Annotated in this window: 16 protein-coding genes; 10 read left to right on the forward strand and 6 right to left on the reverse strand. The window is 42.3% G+C overall.

Annotation, left to right across the window (positions count from 1 at the left end; all coding sequences use genetic code 11):
• Positions 1–2 precede the first annotated feature (2 nt).
• From M472_RS39575 to M472_RS39585, 3 genes are read left to right on the forward strand one after another with little or no spacing between them, the layout of a single operon-like run.
• On the forward strand, positions 3–785 hold the full coding sequence (locus M472_RS39575) for a thiazole synthase (RefSeq protein WP_022829420.1): 783 nt from the start codon (positions 3–5) through the stop codon (positions 783–785).
• Entirely contained in the window at positions 782–1,894 is a 1,113-nt protein-coding gene (gene thiH, locus M472_RS39580) for a 2-iminoacetate synthase ThiH (RefSeq protein ID WP_021071548.1), read from the forward strand. The genes M472_RS39575 and thiH overlap by 4 nt, the downstream gene beginning before the upstream one ends.
• Positions 1,895–1,905: 11 nt before the next feature.
• On the forward strand, positions 1,906–2,619 hold the full coding sequence (locus M472_RS39585; RefSeq protein ID WP_021071549.1) for a HesA/MoeB/ThiF family protein: 714 nt from the start codon (positions 1,906–1,908) through the stop codon (positions 2,617–2,619).
• Positions 2,620–3,019: 400 nt separating this feature from the next.
• Here M472_RS39585 and M472_RS39590 read toward each other — a convergent pair whose 3' ends face one another.
• Both M472_RS39590 and M472_RS39595 read right to left on the reverse strand, forming a co-directional pair.
• A complete protein-coding gene (locus tag M472_RS39590; protein WP_022829421.1) occupies positions 3,020–3,670 on the reverse strand; it encodes a hypothetical protein in 651 nt (216 codons plus the stop codon).
• 98 nt (positions 3,671–3,768) lie between these two features.
• The gene (locus M472_RS39595) at positions 3,769–4,377 is read right to left on the reverse strand and encodes a WbqC family protein (protein WP_021071551.1); all 609 of its coding nucleotides are present in this window, start codon (positions 4,375–4,377) and stop codon (positions 3,769–3,771) included.
• Positions 4,378–4,610: 233 nt separating this feature from the next.
• Here M472_RS39595 and M472_RS39600 point away from each other — a divergent pair, with 233 nt between their 5' ends.
• The 7 genes from M472_RS39600 to M472_RS39630 all read left to right on the forward strand — a co-directional run bounded on the left by M472_RS39600 (position 4,611) and on the right by M472_RS39630 (position 12,965).
• On the forward strand, positions 4,611–5,483 hold the full coding sequence (locus M472_RS39600) for a lysophospholipid acyltransferase family protein (RefSeq protein ID WP_022829422.1): 873 nt from the start codon (positions 4,611–4,613) through the stop codon (positions 5,481–5,483).
• Positions 5,480–6,520 (forward strand): glycosyltransferase family 2 protein, encoded by a 1,041-nt coding sequence (locus M472_RS39605; protein ID WP_021071553.1) that lies wholly within the window; start codon positions 5,480–5,482, stop codon positions 6,518–6,520. Before M472_RS39600 ends, M472_RS39605 begins: the two co-directional genes overlap by 4 nt.
• Before the next feature lie 100 nt (positions 6,521–6,620).
• Positions 6,621–8,642: an NAD-dependent DNA ligase LigA gene (gene ligA / locus M472_RS39610; RefSeq protein WP_021071554.1), complete on the forward strand. Its 2,022-nt coding sequence runs from the start codon at positions 6,621–6,623 to the stop codon at positions 8,640–8,642.
• Positions 8,643–8,676: 34 nt separating this feature from the next.
• The gene (dapA, locus tag M472_RS39615; protein ID WP_021071555.1) at positions 8,677–9,555 is read left to right on the forward strand and encodes a 4-hydroxy-tetrahydrodipicolinate synthase; all 879 of its coding nucleotides are present in this window, start codon (positions 8,677–8,679) and stop codon (positions 9,553–9,555) included.
• 206 nt (positions 9,556–9,761) lie between these two features.
• Complete coding sequence (locus tag M472_RS39620; RefSeq protein WP_021071556.1) at positions 9,762–10,169, forward strand: hypothetical protein; 408 nt, start codon at positions 9,762–9,764, stop codon at positions 10,167–10,169.
• A 37-nt stretch (positions 10,170–10,206) separates the two neighbouring features.
• Complete coding sequence (locus M472_RS39625) at positions 10,207–11,526, forward strand: type IX secretion system plug protein (RefSeq protein ID WP_021071557.1); 1,320 nt, start codon at positions 10,207–10,209, stop codon at positions 11,524–11,526.
• Between the two features lie 8 nt (positions 11,527–11,534).
• Positions 11,535–12,965, forward strand: a complete 1,431-nt coding sequence (locus tag M472_RS39630) for an amino acid permease (RefSeq protein ID WP_021071558.1) — start codon at positions 11,535–11,537, stop codon at positions 12,963–12,965.
• A gap of 86 nt (positions 12,966–13,051) precedes the next feature.
• On the opposite strand, the gene M472_RS39635 is transcribed toward M472_RS39630, so the two are convergent.
• From M472_RS39635 to topA, 4 genes are all read right to left on the reverse strand, one after another.
• A complete protein-coding gene (locus M472_RS39635; protein ID WP_021071559.1) occupies positions 13,052–14,614 on the reverse strand; it encodes a calcineurin-like phosphoesterase C-terminal domain-containing protein in 1,563 nt (520 codons plus the stop codon).
• A gap of 89 nt (positions 14,615–14,703) precedes the next feature.
• The gene (gene cmk, locus M472_RS39640) at positions 14,704–15,384 is read right to left on the reverse strand and encodes a (d)CMP kinase (RefSeq protein ID WP_021071560.1); all 681 of its coding nucleotides are present in this window, start codon (positions 15,382–15,384) and stop codon (positions 14,704–14,706) included.
• Positions 15,385–15,388: 4 nt separating this feature from the next.
• Complete coding sequence (locus M472_RS39645; protein WP_021071561.1) at positions 15,389–15,802, reverse strand: hypothetical protein; 414 nt, start codon at positions 15,800–15,802, stop codon at positions 15,389–15,391.
• Positions 15,803–15,805: 3 nt separating this feature from the next.
• Complete coding sequence (gene topA / locus M472_RS39650; RefSeq protein WP_021071562.1) at positions 15,806–18,157, reverse strand: type I DNA topoisomerase; 2,352 nt, start codon at positions 18,155–18,157, stop codon at positions 15,806–15,808.
• Positions 18,158–18,165 lie beyond the last annotated feature (8 nt).

Here is an 18,165-nt window from a genome sequence, read left to right on the forward strand (position 1 = left end):
TTATGAACCTATTGACAATCGCAGATCGCACTTTTCAGTCCAGATTCTTTATGGGAACAGGCAAATTTGGGTCTCCAAAACTGATGAGGGATGCTCTTGTCGCCTCCGGAAGCGAGCTCGTGACGGTAGCACTAAAACGCATTGGCCTCCATATAGAAGAAGACGACATCCTATCCTATATTGATCCGGATCAAATGCAATTGCTCCCCAATACATCTGGAGCCCGAACTGCAAAAGAAGCTGTTCTGGCTGCACAGCTCGCCCGAGAAGCTATGCAGACGAACTGGATCAAGCTGGAAATACATCCCGATCCCAAATACTTGATGCCTGATCCCATCGAGACGCTCCTGGCCTGTGAGGAATTGGCCAAGCAGGGATTCGTCGTTCTCCCCTATATACATGCAGATCCGGTTCTGTGCAAGCGCTTGGAAGAGGTAGGCACAGCTGCCGTAATGCCCTTGGGGTCGCCTATAGGCAGCAATCAAGGCTTAAAGACTCTAGAATTCTTATCTATTATCATCGAACAGAGTCAGGTTCCGGTGATCGTGGATGCCGGTATAGGAAGCCCTTCTGATGCCTGTAAAGCCATGGAAATCGGTGCAGATGCGGTATTGATCAATACGGCCGTAGCCGTTTCAAATGATCCTGTAGCGATAGCACAAGCATTTGCCAAGGCTATAGAATCGGGTCGCCTCGCTTACGAAATCGGCATAAACAACTCCGAAGCCAAAGCCATAGGCAGCAGCCCCCTGACCGAATTTCTAACCCAGTCCTACTCCTCATGAATTCGACTTTTACCCCAGTTTTCGAGGCCTGCTCTTGGGAGGAGACGGCTCAGAAAATATACAGCACGACACCACAACAGGTTCAACAATCACTTCATAAGAACCATCGTAATATAGATGATTTTCTGCATCTCCTATCACCAGCCGCCAAACCAATGCTGGAGGAGATGGCACAGCTATCACACCAGATTACGACCCGACGATTTGGTAAAAACATACAGCTGTATGCTCCGCTGTACCTCAGTAACGAATGCCAGAATATCTGCACCTACTGTGGTTTTAGCATGGACAACAAACTACCGAGGCGTACATTGACATCGAGCGAGATACAAATAGAAGCACAAGCGCTCCAGGCCATGGGGTTTCAGCACATTCTTCTCGTGACAGGCGAGTCTAACCATACCGTGGGTACGCCATATTTCCTACAGGCTGTAGAGCAGCTCCGCTCGGTATTTGCCCAAATAGCAATAGAAGTACAGCCACTCGACCGTGAGGACTATAGCGCCCTGCACGAAGCTAAGGTCAATGGGGTGATGGTATACCAAGAGACCTATCACCGAGAGGTATACAAAACCTATCACCCTAAAGGAAAGAAGTCTAACTTTCGATACAGACTGGAGACTCCCGACCGAATAGGCCAAGCTGGCATGCACAAAATCGGACTTGGCGTGCTGCTCGGCCTAGAGGACTGGCGGGTCGACAGTTTTTTTACCGCATTACATATCGATTACCTCCAAAAAAAATACTGGCAGACAAAGTATAGTGTCTCTTTTCCCAGATTACGTCCGGCAACAGGAACCGTTGAACCTAACTTTGTGATGCGTGACGATGATCTCTTGCAGTTGATATGTGCGTATCGCATATGGAATCCAGACCTGGAAATTTCGCTGTCGACCCGAGAGCACCCTGTATTTAGAGACCATATCATCCCACTGGGCGTTACCGCCATGAGTGCCGGATCAAAAACCAATCCGGGTGGCTATGTAATCGCACCGGAGTCGCTGGAGCAATTTGAAATCAGTGACGAACGGCCGCCGGCAGCGATAGCAGCCTTGATTGCAAAAAAAGGCTATCAACCGGTATGGAAAGATTGGCAAATTGAATATTAGACCCGAAAAAGATGAAACTGACGAAAGAACAGATCCTGAGGTATAAAAAACAAATCTCCTTCCCTCCCATAGGTATTGATGGACAAGGAAAGATCTGCCAGAGTCGCGTCCTTGTAATCGGCGCAGGCGGATTGGGAGCCCCAATTCTATTATATCTTGCCGCCGCAGGTATAGGTACGATCGCATGTGTTGACTTTGACCTTGTCGAAATCCACAACTTACATCGACAGGTCATACACCAGCAAACGAACCTGACAGTACCTAAAGTCCTATCCGCCCAGCAGGCCATCAAGGCACTCAATCCAGACGTGTGTTTTGAACCCATCATAGCGAAAATAACCAATGAAAACGTAGACGCGTACGTATCTGCTTATGATATCGTACTCGATGGCACAGATAATTTTACCAGTCGATACATTATTAATGATGCTTGTGTGAGGTTGAATAAGCCGTTGGTATATGGTTCGATACTTAACTTCGAAATCCAGCTTGCTGTTTTCAATCATCAGGGTTCCAAAAATCTTCGTGATATATTCCCCACTCCCCCCGCAGCTGAAGACGTACCGAACTGCGATCTTAATGGGGTCATGAATAGCGTACCTGGCATACTGGGGTTGATGATGGTACAAGAGACCCTAAGAATAATAACCGAGACATCTGATTTCAGAAACCAACTCCTTATTTTAAATACGAAAACCTGGGATATCAATAAAATCAAGATGTAGCACCTTTATAAAAAAATCCTGAAGCGGGGAGCTCCAGGATTTACCAAACCAATTATTAACCTAAATATGAAATTATGAATTTTATATTCATTACAACTAACGCAAACGAGGTACCAAACTAATAGTTGAACAGATATTTAACAGTATTTTAACACAAAAATATTGCAGTACGATAAAATAGGTTTTTCACCCCTGTCAACTGTGCATAAAAAATCCTGAAGCGGGGAGCCTCAGGATTTTACCAAACCAATTATTAACCTAAATTATGAAATTATGAATGTTATATTCACCCTTATAACGCTATCTTTTGGGATTTAATTGTATCGGCAACCAATGCTTAACACTTTTTAACAATTCCTCGTCTTTGTTGCCCACATCTGCCCATAGATCCCCACATAGATTAATGTGGAGCTAATATCTCAACAACTCTGTCACTCAGCCGGGTGATATCCGACTTGAGTCCGACCATTAAGGTCAGCGCATGAAAAGGCTTCCTTTGTACCCGATTCACGTTATACATATACCCCACCTCTGTACCAATAAAAAAGCCATTAAAGCGATAATCGGCGCCTACCCCCAATTTCGTGCCGAAGGCAATAGATTTCAGATACTCGATATGGACCACATTATCGACAAGATTAGACCGTGGCTCATGCACCAAACCAATAGTCGGGCCTAAATAAACATAGGTATTGAGCCGATCAAACTGCCTTCGCGTCCCCGCTGCCATACTCAACATATAGAAGTTGGAGAGCCCATTTTTCAGAATAGTATTAAAGTCGGGATCTGGAGCTTTCTGATCGTACTTGAATGCCAACATATACAGCGCTGGATACAGATAGTATTTGGGATTGTTCAATGCGATATCCAACCCCATGCTTCCCACAAAAAGCTTTGGAGAAAGTACATCTCTGGCTTTTCCCAATGGAATGCCCAAGCCGGTACCGGCAAAATAGTAGACCTTTTTGTAATGAATGGTATCTACCCCCTGTTGTGCAAACAGTACAATAGACAGCAGCAGCATGACAAACACTAATAAAGCTCGATTCATCGTTATATATTATAAGGTACCTGATAGGGTTACGTCCACATATAACAATGATCTCCTTTTATGGTTTTATAAAAGGTATAGATTCTGGCCTTATAAATCTACAGGTACATTTTACTCTGAGGGCCTTGATTGAATAGTAAGTCGATGATGCTCACATTAGGCTGAAAGCCTGTCTTCTCTTCGAAAACCTGATAGTAAACCTTGGGATTGGTATATACCGAAGTCTTTTTCGGATGGATCGATGTCCTGAAGTCCAAACCTTCATAGTTCTTTACGTAACGATCGGTACATTGTATCTCGCGTTGTATCTTCAGCAACCGTAGCATCAATTCAAGCTGCTCGCGATTAAAATCGAAAAGATACTCGAACTGCCGCTCATAAAATGGGGCAAACTCATCTTCATAGTACTCAAAATAAGCCGAACTGCGGTAGGCTGTCTGTATACTTGCCCAATGTAAGCGCTGCCAGTCGTGATCATAACTGATCTTGACTTCCTTCATCGCGACATGCTCCTTGCGTCCGTGCTGTATAGGAATCATCAAGTCCAATATCCCATTAGCGGTTGCGATATGCGTCCTGCTTCTATACGTCTGCTTTGGAAAATGCTCATGCTGGTCCAGAAGAATGGAGTCCGCATGTTGTGAAATAGCATGAAAATACGATACCGGAGGAAGATAATTTGCAGATAATAGGACAGGAATTGACATATTTTAAAAACTAACGTTGAATTTGGCCACAAAAATAATGTTATTAAAGGATATTTCCGACACAAAAACGCAGTAAAGGGATTTCTACATGCTTTATTACGCTTCTTTTTTGAACAGGTGTTCGTGAATGCTGCGCTTTTTATCTAAGTTTGTGTAACTAAAACGTCACAGCCTAACCGAGATGAAATATCCGTGGGATATTCTGTAAGGTTATTAAAAGACAATATGCACGAATGAAAAAAAATATACTGCATTTTATTTTACAGACAATGTCCAGAATGCCATTCTGGATGCTGTATGCGATCTCGGATGTATTGTATATATTAATCTATCATGTACTGGGCTACCGAAAGAAAGTCGTTTATAAAAATCTTCGAAATTCATTCCCTGAGAAAACGGAAGCGGAGATAAAAGAGATCGCCAAGAAATTCTATCGTTACTTCCCCGATATTATTGTCGAGGTCATAAAAATGTTCAGCATTAACCCCAAAGAAGTAGAGAAACGTATCGAGCTCCTTAATCCGGAAGAAGTATACCGACATTTCGATGCCGGAAAAGGTGTAATCGGTGTCACTGCGCATTATGGAAATTGGGAACTGGGAATACATCGCCTATCATTGATGACCGACTTTGACCGTCTGGTCATATACAAACCCCTAAACAATAACGATATCAATCAAATATACAACGGAGTCCGAACTCGATTTGGAGCCACCATGGTGCCCATGAAGCAGATTTTGAGACATATTGTACGTTTGAAAAACACGCCACATATCAGCATGTTTGTAGCGGACCAGACTCCGGTATATCAGGACTCGGACTATTACATGACCTTCTTGAACCAAGAAACCCTGGTATATACGGGGACTGAACGGATCGCCAAAATGACAGGCAACCCGGTGGTTTTCTGTCATATCGGAAGAAAACAAAAAAGAGGTTATTATTTTTGTAAATTTACAACTTTAGTAGAGCAACCATCTGAATATGGTGACCATGAAATAACGCATATACACAATGAGTTTACGGAGCAGATCATCCGTGAACAGCCACAATACTGGCTATGGTCTCATAATCGATGGAAAAGACAGAGAAAAAATAAAGCATGACACAATACCCTAAGGTCGCCGTTGTAATATTGAACTGGAATGGCAAATATTTCTTAGAAAAGTTTTTGCCTTCTATATATAACAGTACGTATCCCAATGTCGAATTCATCATTGGGGACAATGCTTCGACAGATGATTCTATTGCTTTTGTCAAGGAAATCTATCCCCATATTCGAATCGTCCAAAATGAAGATAATTTTGGGTTTGCAGGAGGATACAACAAAATCTTGGAGCAAGTCGATGCCCCCTATTACGTACTGCTCAACTCTGACGTGGAGGTAAGTCCTTCTTGGATCGAACCCGTCATTGAAATGATGATCAGGGAAGACTATGTGGCTGCACAGCCCAAGATCCGCTCTTTCCACAAAAAGGATAGTTTTGAGCATGCCGGTGCAGGTGGTGGCTATATGGATACCTATGGCTACCCTTTTTGCAGAGGGCGGATATTACATTCGGTAGAACTCGATACAGGCCAATACGATGACGAGCAGGAAGTATTCTGGGCAACGGGAGCCGCACTCTTTATCAAATCGGACGCTTGGCGCGAAGTACAGGGCTTTGATGCGGATTTTTTCGCACATATGGAGGAGATTGACCTGTGCTGGCGTTTGAAAAAACTAGGCTATCGAATCGGTTACTGCCCCAACAGCCTGGTGTATCATGTCGGTGGTGGCACCTTGGATACCAGTAATCCTAAAAAAACCTATCTGAATTTTAGAAACAGCTTAGTGATGCTCCAAAAAAACCTTGCCTTTTGGATGGCGGTATGGGCAATCTTTGCCAGGCTTTGGCTAGATCTTGCAGCGCTCCTGCATTTTCTGCTAAAAGGGAAACCGAAAGACGCATGGGCCGTCAGTAGAGCACACCAGTACTTTTTCCTCAACTTCTTCCGAAATGCAGCCAAAAGAAAAAAAAATACAGCCGCTTACAATAAAATGGGGCTTTATAAAAAATGCATAATTTGGGACTATTACATGAACAAAATGCAGCGTTTTTCGGACTTACCTACAAATAATTTTTATTTAAAGAACAAATAACGAATCTCTTAAAAAACAATCCTTTTTTGCGCCATACGATTGCGCAAAATATTGGCATAAAATTATATTAGGCTTACAAAATTTCTTAATTTCGTTGCATATGTTGCAGGATATCCAAACGAAAATAGAAGAATTAACAGCTGAATTAAATACGTACAACTACCAATATTATGTATTGGCAAACTCAGCAATTTCAGATTATGACTTTGACCAAAAACTCAAAGAACTCGAGGCACTGGAATCGGAATACCCACAATATAGAGATCCTAACTCGCCTACCCTAAAAGTTGGTGGAGATATAACATCCAAATTCAATACAGTACAGCATCGTTGGCCGATGCTGTCGCTGAGCAATACCTACAACGAACAAGAACTAATAGACTTTGATGAGCGAGTACGCAAGGCAATAGGTCATGAGGTTGCCTATGTCTGTGAATTGAAATTTGACGGACTGTCTATCTCACTGACCTACGAAAATGGAAAGCTGACCCAGGCTGTAACACGTGGAGACGGAATACAGGGCGATGAAGTCACCAATAATGTACGCACGATACGAAGTATCCCCCATCAACTCAAGTCGAACATCGCCTATCCTGATGTTTTCGAAATCAGAGGTGAAATCTTTATGCACAAATCTGCTTTTTTGAGATTGAATAAAGAGCGTGAAGACAATGGAGAAGCGACATACGCCAATCCACGAAATTTTGCGTCTGGAACGATCAAGTTACAAGACTCTGCAGAGGTTTCAAAGCGTCCTTTGGATTGTTTCCTCTACTTTCTATACATGGAAAACAGAAACCGGGCCTACCAATCGCATTGGGAAAGCCTATGCGCCGTGCGCGACTGGGGATTCCATGTATCAGAACACAGCAAACTATGTAGCTCGATCGAAGAAGTATTAAGCTTTGTCCACTATTGGGATACAGAGCGTCATCAGCTCACCTATGATATAGATGGAATCGTTATCAAGGTCAATGACTATGCTTATCAGGAAGAACTTGGCTTTACCGCAAAGTCTCCCCGCTGGGCAACTTCCTATAAATTCAAAGCCGAGCGTGTCGAGACCACACTGGAAGCCGTGACTTATCAGGTCGGCCGTACAGGAGCAGTCACTCCAGTAGCCAACCTCAGCCCTGTCCTATTGGCCGGTACCACTGTAAAACGGGCATCCCTGCATAACGCCAATGAGATCGAGCGTCTTGATCTCTATGAAAAGGATACCGTGTATGTCGAAAAAGGTGGCGAAATCATACCCAAAGTAATAGGCGTCAATACCGAAAAACGAGATCCTAGTGCAACTCCCATAAAATATCCTGAGCATTGTCCAGAATGCGGAACAATGCTGGTAAGACAAGAAGGAGAAGCGGTGCATTATTGTCCCAATGAGGATGGTTGTGAGCCTCAAATAATTGGCAAGCTCCAACATTTCATAGGCCGTAAGATGATGGATATACAGGGATTGGGCGACGAAACGATAGTGACGTTCTATAAACTGGACCTGTTGCGTCATATTTCTGATATCTATACACTTCAGGAAAAGCGCGATGTCCTGGTGACGATTGAGCGCTTTGGCCAGCGTTCTATAGACAATATGATAAAGGGTATAGCGGACTCAAAAAACAAGCCTTTTGAAAAAGTGCTATTTGCATTGGGCATACGCCATGTAGGCGAAACTGTAGCCAAGAAACTGGCGCTCCATTTCAAATCGCTCGACAACCTGAAACAAGCAAGCATAGAAGAAATCGCATCCGTACAGGACATCGGTATACGCATTGCGGAGAGTGTACATCAATATCTTTCCGAACCAGAACATCAGACCGAACTGGATAAATTGAAGGCTTACGGCCTGCAATTTGAAATCGAGGAAAAGACCGTCGAACTGGCCGGAAGTAGTCTGGAAGGAAAGACGTTCTTAATATCCGGTGTATTTGCTGCACATAGCAGGGAAGATCTGACTGCACTGATCGAATCACATGGCGGAAAAATGCTGAGCAGTATATCATCTAAACTGAACTACTTGGTCGCTGGAGACAAAATGGGACCTTCCAAGCTGGTAAAAGCGGAAAAGCTAAAGGTTCCGATCATATCGGATGAAGAATTGCTAAAAATGATTAATCAATAACAACAATAATATCTAAAAATCAGACTTAAAAACAATGAATGAGATTCAGGGCGCGGGTGTAGCATTGGTTACCCCTTTTAATGCAGATGGAACAATTGATTTTGAAACGCTAGAACAACTGATTGAGTTTCAAATCAAAGAAGGAATGAACTACTTAGTATCACTGGGTACGACAGGAGAGACGGCGACATTAAGCACTGAAGAACGAAAGCAGGTTTGGAAGTTTACAGCAGATAAAGTCAATGGACGCCTGCCGCTTATAGCTGGAATAGGTGGTAATAATACCCTAGAAATCGTACAGCAGATTCAAGATTTTGATACCAATGGTTATTGTGCCATCCTTTCGGTGTCTCCTTATTATAATAAACCTACTCAGGAAGGCATATACCAACATTATAAAGCCATAGCAGCAGCCTCAAAACTGCCGATAATCCTCTATAATGTACCTGGCCGAACAGGAAGTAATATGACCGCTGCGACGACGGTCCGACTGGCAAACGATTTTTCAAATATAGTGGCTATTAAAGAGGCTTCAGGAAGCTTTAGCCAATTTTCAGAAATCTTACGGGATAAACCTGAAAACTTCCAATTGATATCTGGAGATGACCCCGCTACCCTACCCATGATGGCACTAGGCGCTATCGGTGTAATATCGGTCATCGGAAATGCATACCCAAAATTGGTTGCCGACTTGGTAAAAAAATGCCAGGAAGGAAACTATGAAGAAGCACGAACTATACATAGTCAGCTCTTAGACATCACTGATCTATGCTTCGTAGAGGGCAATCCTGCAGGAGTAAAATATATCCTTCGTCAAAAAAACATAGGTGATGACACGGTGAGATTACCTTTAGTTAAAATAAGCGAACCTACACAGGTACAGATACAAAAGGAAATGGCCAAACTGAAATAGCACAAATTGGTCTATAATTACCTATAGATCCCGACTTGACCACCTTAAGATCAAGTCGGGATTTTTTTTTTAGTATTGCTCGGCCGCATACTTCTCTCCCTTTACCCTCCTTCTGACCATGTGCAAAGCGAATTTGTTTAAATTCATTTGCTCATTATATAAACATATCTAGTATCTTTAATCTATCAAGTAATTGTATAACTCGTATGACAGAAGCAAATACTCCTCCAAAGAAAAGAGGTGCAAAGCTAAAAAGCTTTTTAGGTTGGACATTTTTAGTGATTATGTTGGCACTTGCCGGTTTTCTCTATTTCCAGTACTATTTCGTATTTGGAGAGGGCGTAAAGTCGGGCTACCTCAATTATGCTGTAAAAAAGGGAAATCTCTTTAAAACCTATGAGGGTAAGCTGATCCAAGAAGGATTCGGCAGTGGTAGAGCTGGAGCATTAACAAGCAATGAGTTTGTATTTTCCGTAGAGAATGATTCTATTTTTCAGGTATTAGAAACCAATAGCGGAAAGTTCTTTGACCTCCATTATAAAGAGTATCACGGTGTCGTACCATGGCGTGGCAATACCAAGTATATCGTCGATCGCATCGTCCAGATGAAATAGTTAAAAAACTGGCACACCTATTTGCATAAAATCCAATATGTTAAAAACAAAATCGATCACTATCGTTATTATTCTTTTGCAGCTGACGGTACAAGTGTATGCGCAAAAAAAGAAAAAGAAACGGATTGCTATCGAACAATCTCCCAAGCAAGAACTCGTCTATGACAATGTCAATTACCTAGACGCTATAAAGACGGTTCAGCTATTCCCAACGGGAAAAGAAAATCAGCTTCCGATATATACGATCGGAGAACCCGAGCTCTTGGAGCTTTCGTTTGACGATCTACGGGCAGATGTGCGTGATTATTACTACAACATTGAGCATTGCAATGCAGACTGGACCCCTAGTCGCCTATCGGTCCTGGACTATGCGGAGGGATATAATGAGGATCGTATTGTAGATTTCAAACAATCTCAAGGGACTACAACTGCCTATACACACTATAAAACGGTCTTCCCAAATGAATATGTAAAGCCTAAAGTTGCCGGTAATTTTTTACTGAAGATCTATGAAGATTCGGACAAAGAGCGATTGATCTTGACGCGCAGATTTTATGTATTGAAGCCGTTGGTCGTGGTAGAAAGTCAAATATTGGCGTCGAGTTTTACCGAGAAACGCTTATCCAACCAAAAGCTGAATATCACCATTAAAACAGGACTGACTATTTCTAATCCGCATCGGGACATACAATTGCATGTGATGCAAAACCAACGTCCTGATAATATGATGATACTGCGAACGCCTATGTTTATCGGTACGAGCGAAATAAAATACAACAACAGTGAGACGCTGGACTTCATGGGAAATAATGAGTTTCGCTATGCGGACCTACGTTCTTTTAAAGGTGGATCAGCCCAAATCATGGATATACAGATGGATAGTCTTGTCCATATGCGACTGTTTACCGATCAAGACCATTACGATGATACTTATGCAACCACCTATGACGAAAATGGAAAATTCTATATCCGCAACCTGGATTATGACAATGCGGATATCGGAAGCGATTACGCTGATATCGAATTTTCGCTCCAGACTACTCAAAACATAGCTGGTGACATCTACCTCGTCGGAGGCTACAACAATTACCAGCGTAATGCAAATAACAAATTAAAGTATAATCCCAACTCGAAGAAATGGACGGTGAGGCAGAAGCTAAAACAAGGCCTCTATGACTACGAGTATGTATTGGAAACAAAGGAAGGAAAGGTGATTACAAATGCCTTTTCTGGCAGTCATTTCCAGACAGGAAACGATTACCAGATCCTGGTATACTACCGCCGTACCGGTACCTATTGGGACGAACTCCTTGGGATCGGGACAACTTCAATCAATAATAAGCAAAACAAAAACTAACCAAAATCGTGAGCGATAATAATAAAGACCAAAAACTAAAACGGGGACTAACCAATAGACATATTCAATTAATAGCTTTAGGGGGAGCTATTGGAACTGGCTTATTTTTAGGGATCGGCAAGGCCGCAGTGTTGGCGGGTCCCTCTGTTTTACTCGGCTATGCCATTGCGGGCATCATTGCATTTTTTATCATGCGTCAATTGGGCGAGATGGTCGTAGAGGAGCCTGTCTCTGGAAGTTTTTCTTATTTTGCCAACAAATATTGGGGAGGTTTTGCGGGGTACGCTTCTGGTTGGAATTACTGGGTACTCTATATACTCGTGAGTATGGCAGAACTGACCGCTATAGGTGTGTATGTCCAATTTTGGTGGCCTGACGTGCCGCTATGGGCCTCCAGTCTTTTCTTTTTCTTTGTCGTCAATGCGTTAAACCTTTCGTCTGTCAAAGTGTATGGCGAAACCGAATTCTGGTTTTCGATCATCAAGGTTGTCGCTATCATTGCCATGATTATATTCGGTGCTTATCTCCTCCTATCGGGAACCGGAGGTGAGACCGCTACTGTTGCAAACCTCTATAATGATGGTGGTTTTTTTCCGAAAGGCTGGCTCAGTATCACAGAAGATGGCAACTATGAGGGGCTTCTAGCGGCATTGGTTATGATCATGTTCTCATTTGGCGGCCTAGAATTGGTGGGTATTACAGCCGCAGAGGCCGAGAATCCAGAAAAAAATATTCCGCGGGCAACAAATCAGGTCTTGATTCGTATTTTGATCTTTTATGTAGGTGCTTTATTTATCCTATTCTCGCTCATGCCTTGGAGAAATATCACGGCCGACACGAGTCCTTTTGTAGAGGTATTCAATAGTTTGAATTCGTTCCAATTTACGCTGTTCAATAAGACATTCTATTTTACAACGATAATCGCCAACATACTGAACCTAATCGTACTTACAGCGGCACTGTCGGTCTATAACAGTTCGGTCTATAGCAACTCGAGGATGTTGTACGGCTTGGCGGAGCAAGGAAATGCACCTAAATTCCTCAACAAGTTGAACAAAAACCATGCACCTATAGCAGCGATTTTGGTTTCGGCAGCCTTAGTTGCGATCTGTATTGTGGTCAATAAACTGATTCCGGATAAAGCCCTGGAGATATTGATGTCGCTGGTGGTCTCTTCGCTGATCATTAATTGGATTATGATCAGTTGGACGCACCTTTATTTTAAGAAAAGTAAAATAAAAGAGAAAAAGAGCACCAAATTCCCAAGCTTATTTTATCCTTTCAGTAATGTTATATGCTTGTTGTTTTTACTGGCAGTCTTAATCATGATGTGGTTTACGGGATTGAAAATATCGGTAGAACTCATCCCGATATGGCTGGTACTGCTCTATATAAGTTACCTTATCGTTAATGCCAGGAAGAAGAATAAAGTCGCTTAACTGTTAAAAGTATATTTTATCTCCATCTCATCCCAATTTATCGGAGCGAGATGGAGATAATTTTTTATCCTTCCAATTGTATTTTCTTATTTAACAACTTGCAGTTCTTTGGAGGCTTCATGTATTTTACCATACATATCTTTAGCTCGCACAGTTATCTGATACGTACCTACTTTGAGATTCGGTAATTTAAACTCCCAAAGGTGTGACGATTTTACAGCATCTGATGGTCTCCTGCCTTCCATCAGGCTCGTAGCATTATCATATTTGAGGACCTCATAGTGATAACTTGGGTCAGCGATCGTCACGTATTTCATTTTCTTCCATTCCTTGCCGTCCAAGCTGTACTCTACCGTATTATCAGCACTTCCCATAAAGAAGTTTGCATACATTTTATAACGTTTGGCATATTGGCTCTTAACCGTCTCTGGGCCTATCAGATTGATCTGATAACCAGCATCCTCACCTGCTACTTTGTAACCAAATGTATAAGCGTTATCATTTACCTGCATAATAGCATACCCTTTTGGAGTACCATCGCGCATGGTCGAGGTAGGCACCCCTTGCTTGTTGAGCTGACCAGAATACCAATCGCCCGAAGTCGTACCTACATTGTATTCGTGATGCGGCTTGTCTTGATGCCAACCATCTTTCTTGCCATAAAAATTCTGTTGCTGGTAATGTGTATGTGCAGATAGGGATACAGTATTCGGGTAATCTTTCAATATATCAAAAAGACGCTGCCTATCTTCATTCCGGAATACATTGGAGTTTTCATGATACAATGGAATATGGAAAGCCAAAACAATCAGCTTGTCTTTTGAGACAAACTTCAAATCATTCTCTACAAAATCCAATTGATCTTTCCGGAAGCCGCCCAGATACCCTTTGCCTGTGCGTGGATTAGGATAGATAATATTGTCCAATACGATAAAGTGTGCATTGCCGTAATTGAAGGAGTAGTTATTGGGACCGAAATTCATTTCGAAGCTCTCGTCTGAGAGGGAATCCACGGTCACGTCATAGTTCATATCATGATTTCCCATGACATTGTACCAGGGTAAGCCCATATGTGCTATCGTTTGCTTGTAAGGCTCATGGAGACTCAAATCATCGCCCACAAGATCCCCGAGACTGATACCAAATAAGAAGCTTTTTTTATCAGAAATATCGTCTACTATCCCTTTTTTGAAAAAATCGAGTTCTTCTTGCGTATAGGCTTGTGGGTCGCCAAATATCAAGGCGCTAAAGGTATTGGGTTCGGCCTTAGGATAGACTGGAAAATCTAGGGATTTAGGAATAGCGCCTGTTGCACTGCTTGTCGCATACTTCAGTTTGGGACTACCTAGCGGTTTATGTATATAATAAAAAACAGGTTGATTATAGGAGTCTGACGGGAACGAATAGTTTGTGGGTTTGACGACAAAGATAATATTGTCTTTGTCAACGGGCAGTGTATAATTACCATTGCCATCCGTCTGGACTACCTCTCTCCCATTACTGACACTGACTCCTGCCAGTCCCTTCTCATTCTTCTCAAACTTACCGTTTTTATTGACATCAATAAAAACTCTTCCTTTGACCATCTCTTGAGCCTGTACTATCCCCGTACATAGCATGGCCCCTGCTAATAAAATTCTAATATTCATATTTATTCGTTTCTCAAAAATACCTCTAAGAAACGAATAAATGTTTAAGCCTGTATTAAGTAAATATTAAGGAAAATTCAGATAGCCGGTTATAGACTTTTGCGCTTGAGATATTCGTCAACGACCAATGTCAATTGTTGCTCTTGTGTCAAATCGGAGTTGTCTAGCACGACGGCATCTTCGGCTTGCCGTAATGGGCTTTCAGAACGTGTGCTGTCAATATGATCACGATGAGCAAGATTGGCCTTTACCTCTTCCATGCTGATGCTCTCACCTTTTGCAGTGAGCTCGTCATACCGTCGTTGTGCTCTAACATCGGGATCAGCGGTCATGAAAATCTTCAAATCTGCTTCTGGAAATACGGTAGTGCCTATATCCCGTCCATCCATAACGATATCTCGTAGCTGCCCCAATTTCTGTTGCTGTGCTACCATAGCGGTTCGCACTTCCTTAATAGCACTCACTTCGCTGACAGAAGCCGACACCTCCATTTGGCGAATTTCATCAGAAACATCCTCTCCGTTTAACAAAAGCTGGGTCTTCTCTGTATGGGGCACAAAATCAATTTGAATCTGCTCCAATGCGTTAAGTACAGCAGCTGTATCTTGAAGATCGATTTTATGACGTAAGAAAAATAATGTTACAGCTCTGTACATTGCACCGCTGTCTACAAAAACAAAGTTTAGTTGCTTTGCCAGCGCCTTCGCTACGGTACTCTTACCGCAAGACGAAAAGCCATCTATCGCTATAATAAAATTATTCCTAGCCATGGATTTAACTATTCCCTCCAATTAATACTCCAGGTTTATTGACCAAAGGTATTTTCGATAAGTTTTCATCCACGATACTCTCTGGCAAGAAGATGTACTTTTTATCATAAATTGTATCTTCAATATAGTAGCTCAACCAATATTCATTGGTGAGGCCAAATACCTGTTGATCGATAGCCTCGATACGAATAGAGCTGCTCGCAGCGATATCACCCAAAAAATGACGTAAAGTTGTCGTTTTCACATCTTTTTCCTCTTGTGTACCGTATCCTTTGGAGGTTACAAAAACATTTCTCAACGGGACCTCTTTCTCATTGACCAAATAAACATTCCAGGATTTCTGCTCTGGAGATTCGCTTTCCAATACTACGGCTATAGAAATATTCTCAACAATATTAACAGGTAAATCTTTCTTCATCTGTTATTTCTTTTTTGTTGTGGCTCGTTTTGTTACTTTTTTAGCGGACTTCCCTCCTTTGGTATCCTCTTCTGCCCATTTCAAAACATCGGCGTAGGTAATAGCCGATACGTCCGTTCCTTTGGGTATTTTCAGATTTTGCTTGCCAAAGCGAACAAATGGTCCCCATCTACCGTTCTCAATCTGTGCATCAGGATTCTCATCAAATACACGGATTATCTTTTCAATATCTTTTTGCCTTTTTTCCTGAATAATCTGAATTGATTGCTCTTCAGTCACATCCAAAGGATCTAGCCCTTTGGGCAAGGAATAAAATGCCGAATTGTGTCGAATATAAGGTCCAAAACGACCGATAGCTACCGTCATCTCCTTCTCTTCAAATTCACCTACTTTTTTAGGCAATTTGAAGAGCTCCATAGCTTCTTCAAAGGTTATGGTTTCAATCATTTGCCCTTTACGGAGAGATGCAAATCGAGGTTTTTCCTCATCATCTGCCGATCCGATCTGTACCAACGGCCCAAATCTTCCTACACGTACGCTAACAGGCTTGCCGCTGACAGGATCTACCCCCAGTTCGCGCTCATGGGTAGCTCGATCTGCATTTTCAAGGGTATCCTGTACCTCATGATGAAAAGGGCGATAGAAATTCTCCAGCATATCTGTCCATTCTTTGCTCCCTTGTGCTATCTCATCAAATTCCTTTTCGACACTGGCTGTAAAGTGAAAGTCAACAATATCTTTAAAATGCTCCACCAAAAAATCATTGACAAGTACACCGATATCGGTAGGAAACAGTTTATTTCGCTCCACTCCCGTCATCTCGGTTTTCAAAATCTCAGTGATCTCGCTACCGCTTAAGGTCAGTACATTATAATTGCGGGGTTTGCCATCCCGGTCTTCTTTGATCACATAGCCCCTATTTTGAATAGTAGAAATAGTCGGCGCATAAGTAGAAGGTCTACCAATCCCCAACTCCTCTAACTTTTTGACAAGTGAAGCTTCTGTATATCGGGCTGGAGGTCTAGAGAAACGCTCTGTTGCAGTCATTTCTCTCAGCGTCAACGATTGTCCTTTTTCTAATGGAGGGAGTAATGCATTATCCGATTCGCCATCTGCAAGTACATCATTCTCCTCATCGGTGGATTCCATATATACTTTTAGAAAACCATCAAAACGCATAATTTCACCCGTCGCCGTAAGTTCTTCTTTACGTGTGGATACACTGATTTTTGCAACGGTCTTTTCAAACTCGGCTTCACTCATCTGAGACGCTATAGCACGCTTCCAGATCAATTCGTACAGTCGTCTCTCGGACGCATCACCATCGATGCTATGTTCTGAGAAATAGGTCGGACGTATAGCCTCGTGCGCTTCCTGAGCACCAGCAGATTTGGTCTTGTATTTTCTTAACTTATGGTATTTCTCTCCGTAGGCTTTCAGGATTTCGTTTTCAGCAGCTTTAATAGCGGTATCCGACAGGTTGACCGAATCGGTACGCATATATGTAATACGTCCTGCTTCATATAATCGCTGAGCAACCTGCATGGTCCGTGCTACGGAAAAACCAAGCTTACGACTCGCTTCCTGTTGTAGTGTTGACGTCGTAAACGGTGCTGCAGGATTCCTTTTCGCGGGTTTTTTCTCCAGCGATGCAACAGCAAAACTGGCATTTATACTATCATTCAGAAAGGCCGTAGCGTCACTCTTTTTTTCAAAACGCTGTGGTAGCTCCGCTTTAAAAATTTCTTTGCCATTGCCAGTATGGAAAATGGCGACTATCTTAAAAGCAGCCTCTGCATTAAATCTGTTTATTTCGCGCTCGCGCTCTACAATAACTCGAACAGCAACGGATTGAACTCGTCCTGCAGACAAAGAAGGTTTTACTTTTCTCCATAATACAGGAGATAACTCAAAACCGACTAGTCTATCCAAAACACGGCGTGCCTGTTGTGCATAGACCAAGTTATAATCTATTTTACGCGGGTTTTCAATGGCTTTTAAAATAGCGGGCTTCGTTATCTCATGAAAAACAATACGCTTGGTGGCGTCTTCCTTTAATCCCAAAGTCTCAAATAAGTGCCAAGAAATAGCCTCTCCCTCCCGGTCCTCATCGGATGCTAGCCATACTGTATCTGCAGCTTTAGCTAGTTTCTTTAACTCACTGACAACAGCCTTCTTATCAGAAGGAACTTCATATTTTTGTTCAAACTTATTATCAGTATTAATAGCGTCATCCGTTTTGACCAGATCACGAATATGTCCATAACTGGACTTTACTAAAAAATCACTCCCCAAATATCCTTCTATCGTCTTCGCCTTTGCCGGCGACTCTACTATCAATAAATTTTTAGCCATTAACTTTA

The sequence above is a fragment of the Sphingobacterium paucimobilis HER1398 genome, assembly GCF_000416985.1.
GTDB classification, from domain to species: domain Bacteria; phylum Bacteroidota; class Bacteroidia; order Sphingobacteriales; family Sphingobacteriaceae; genus Sphingobacterium; species Sphingobacterium paucimobilis.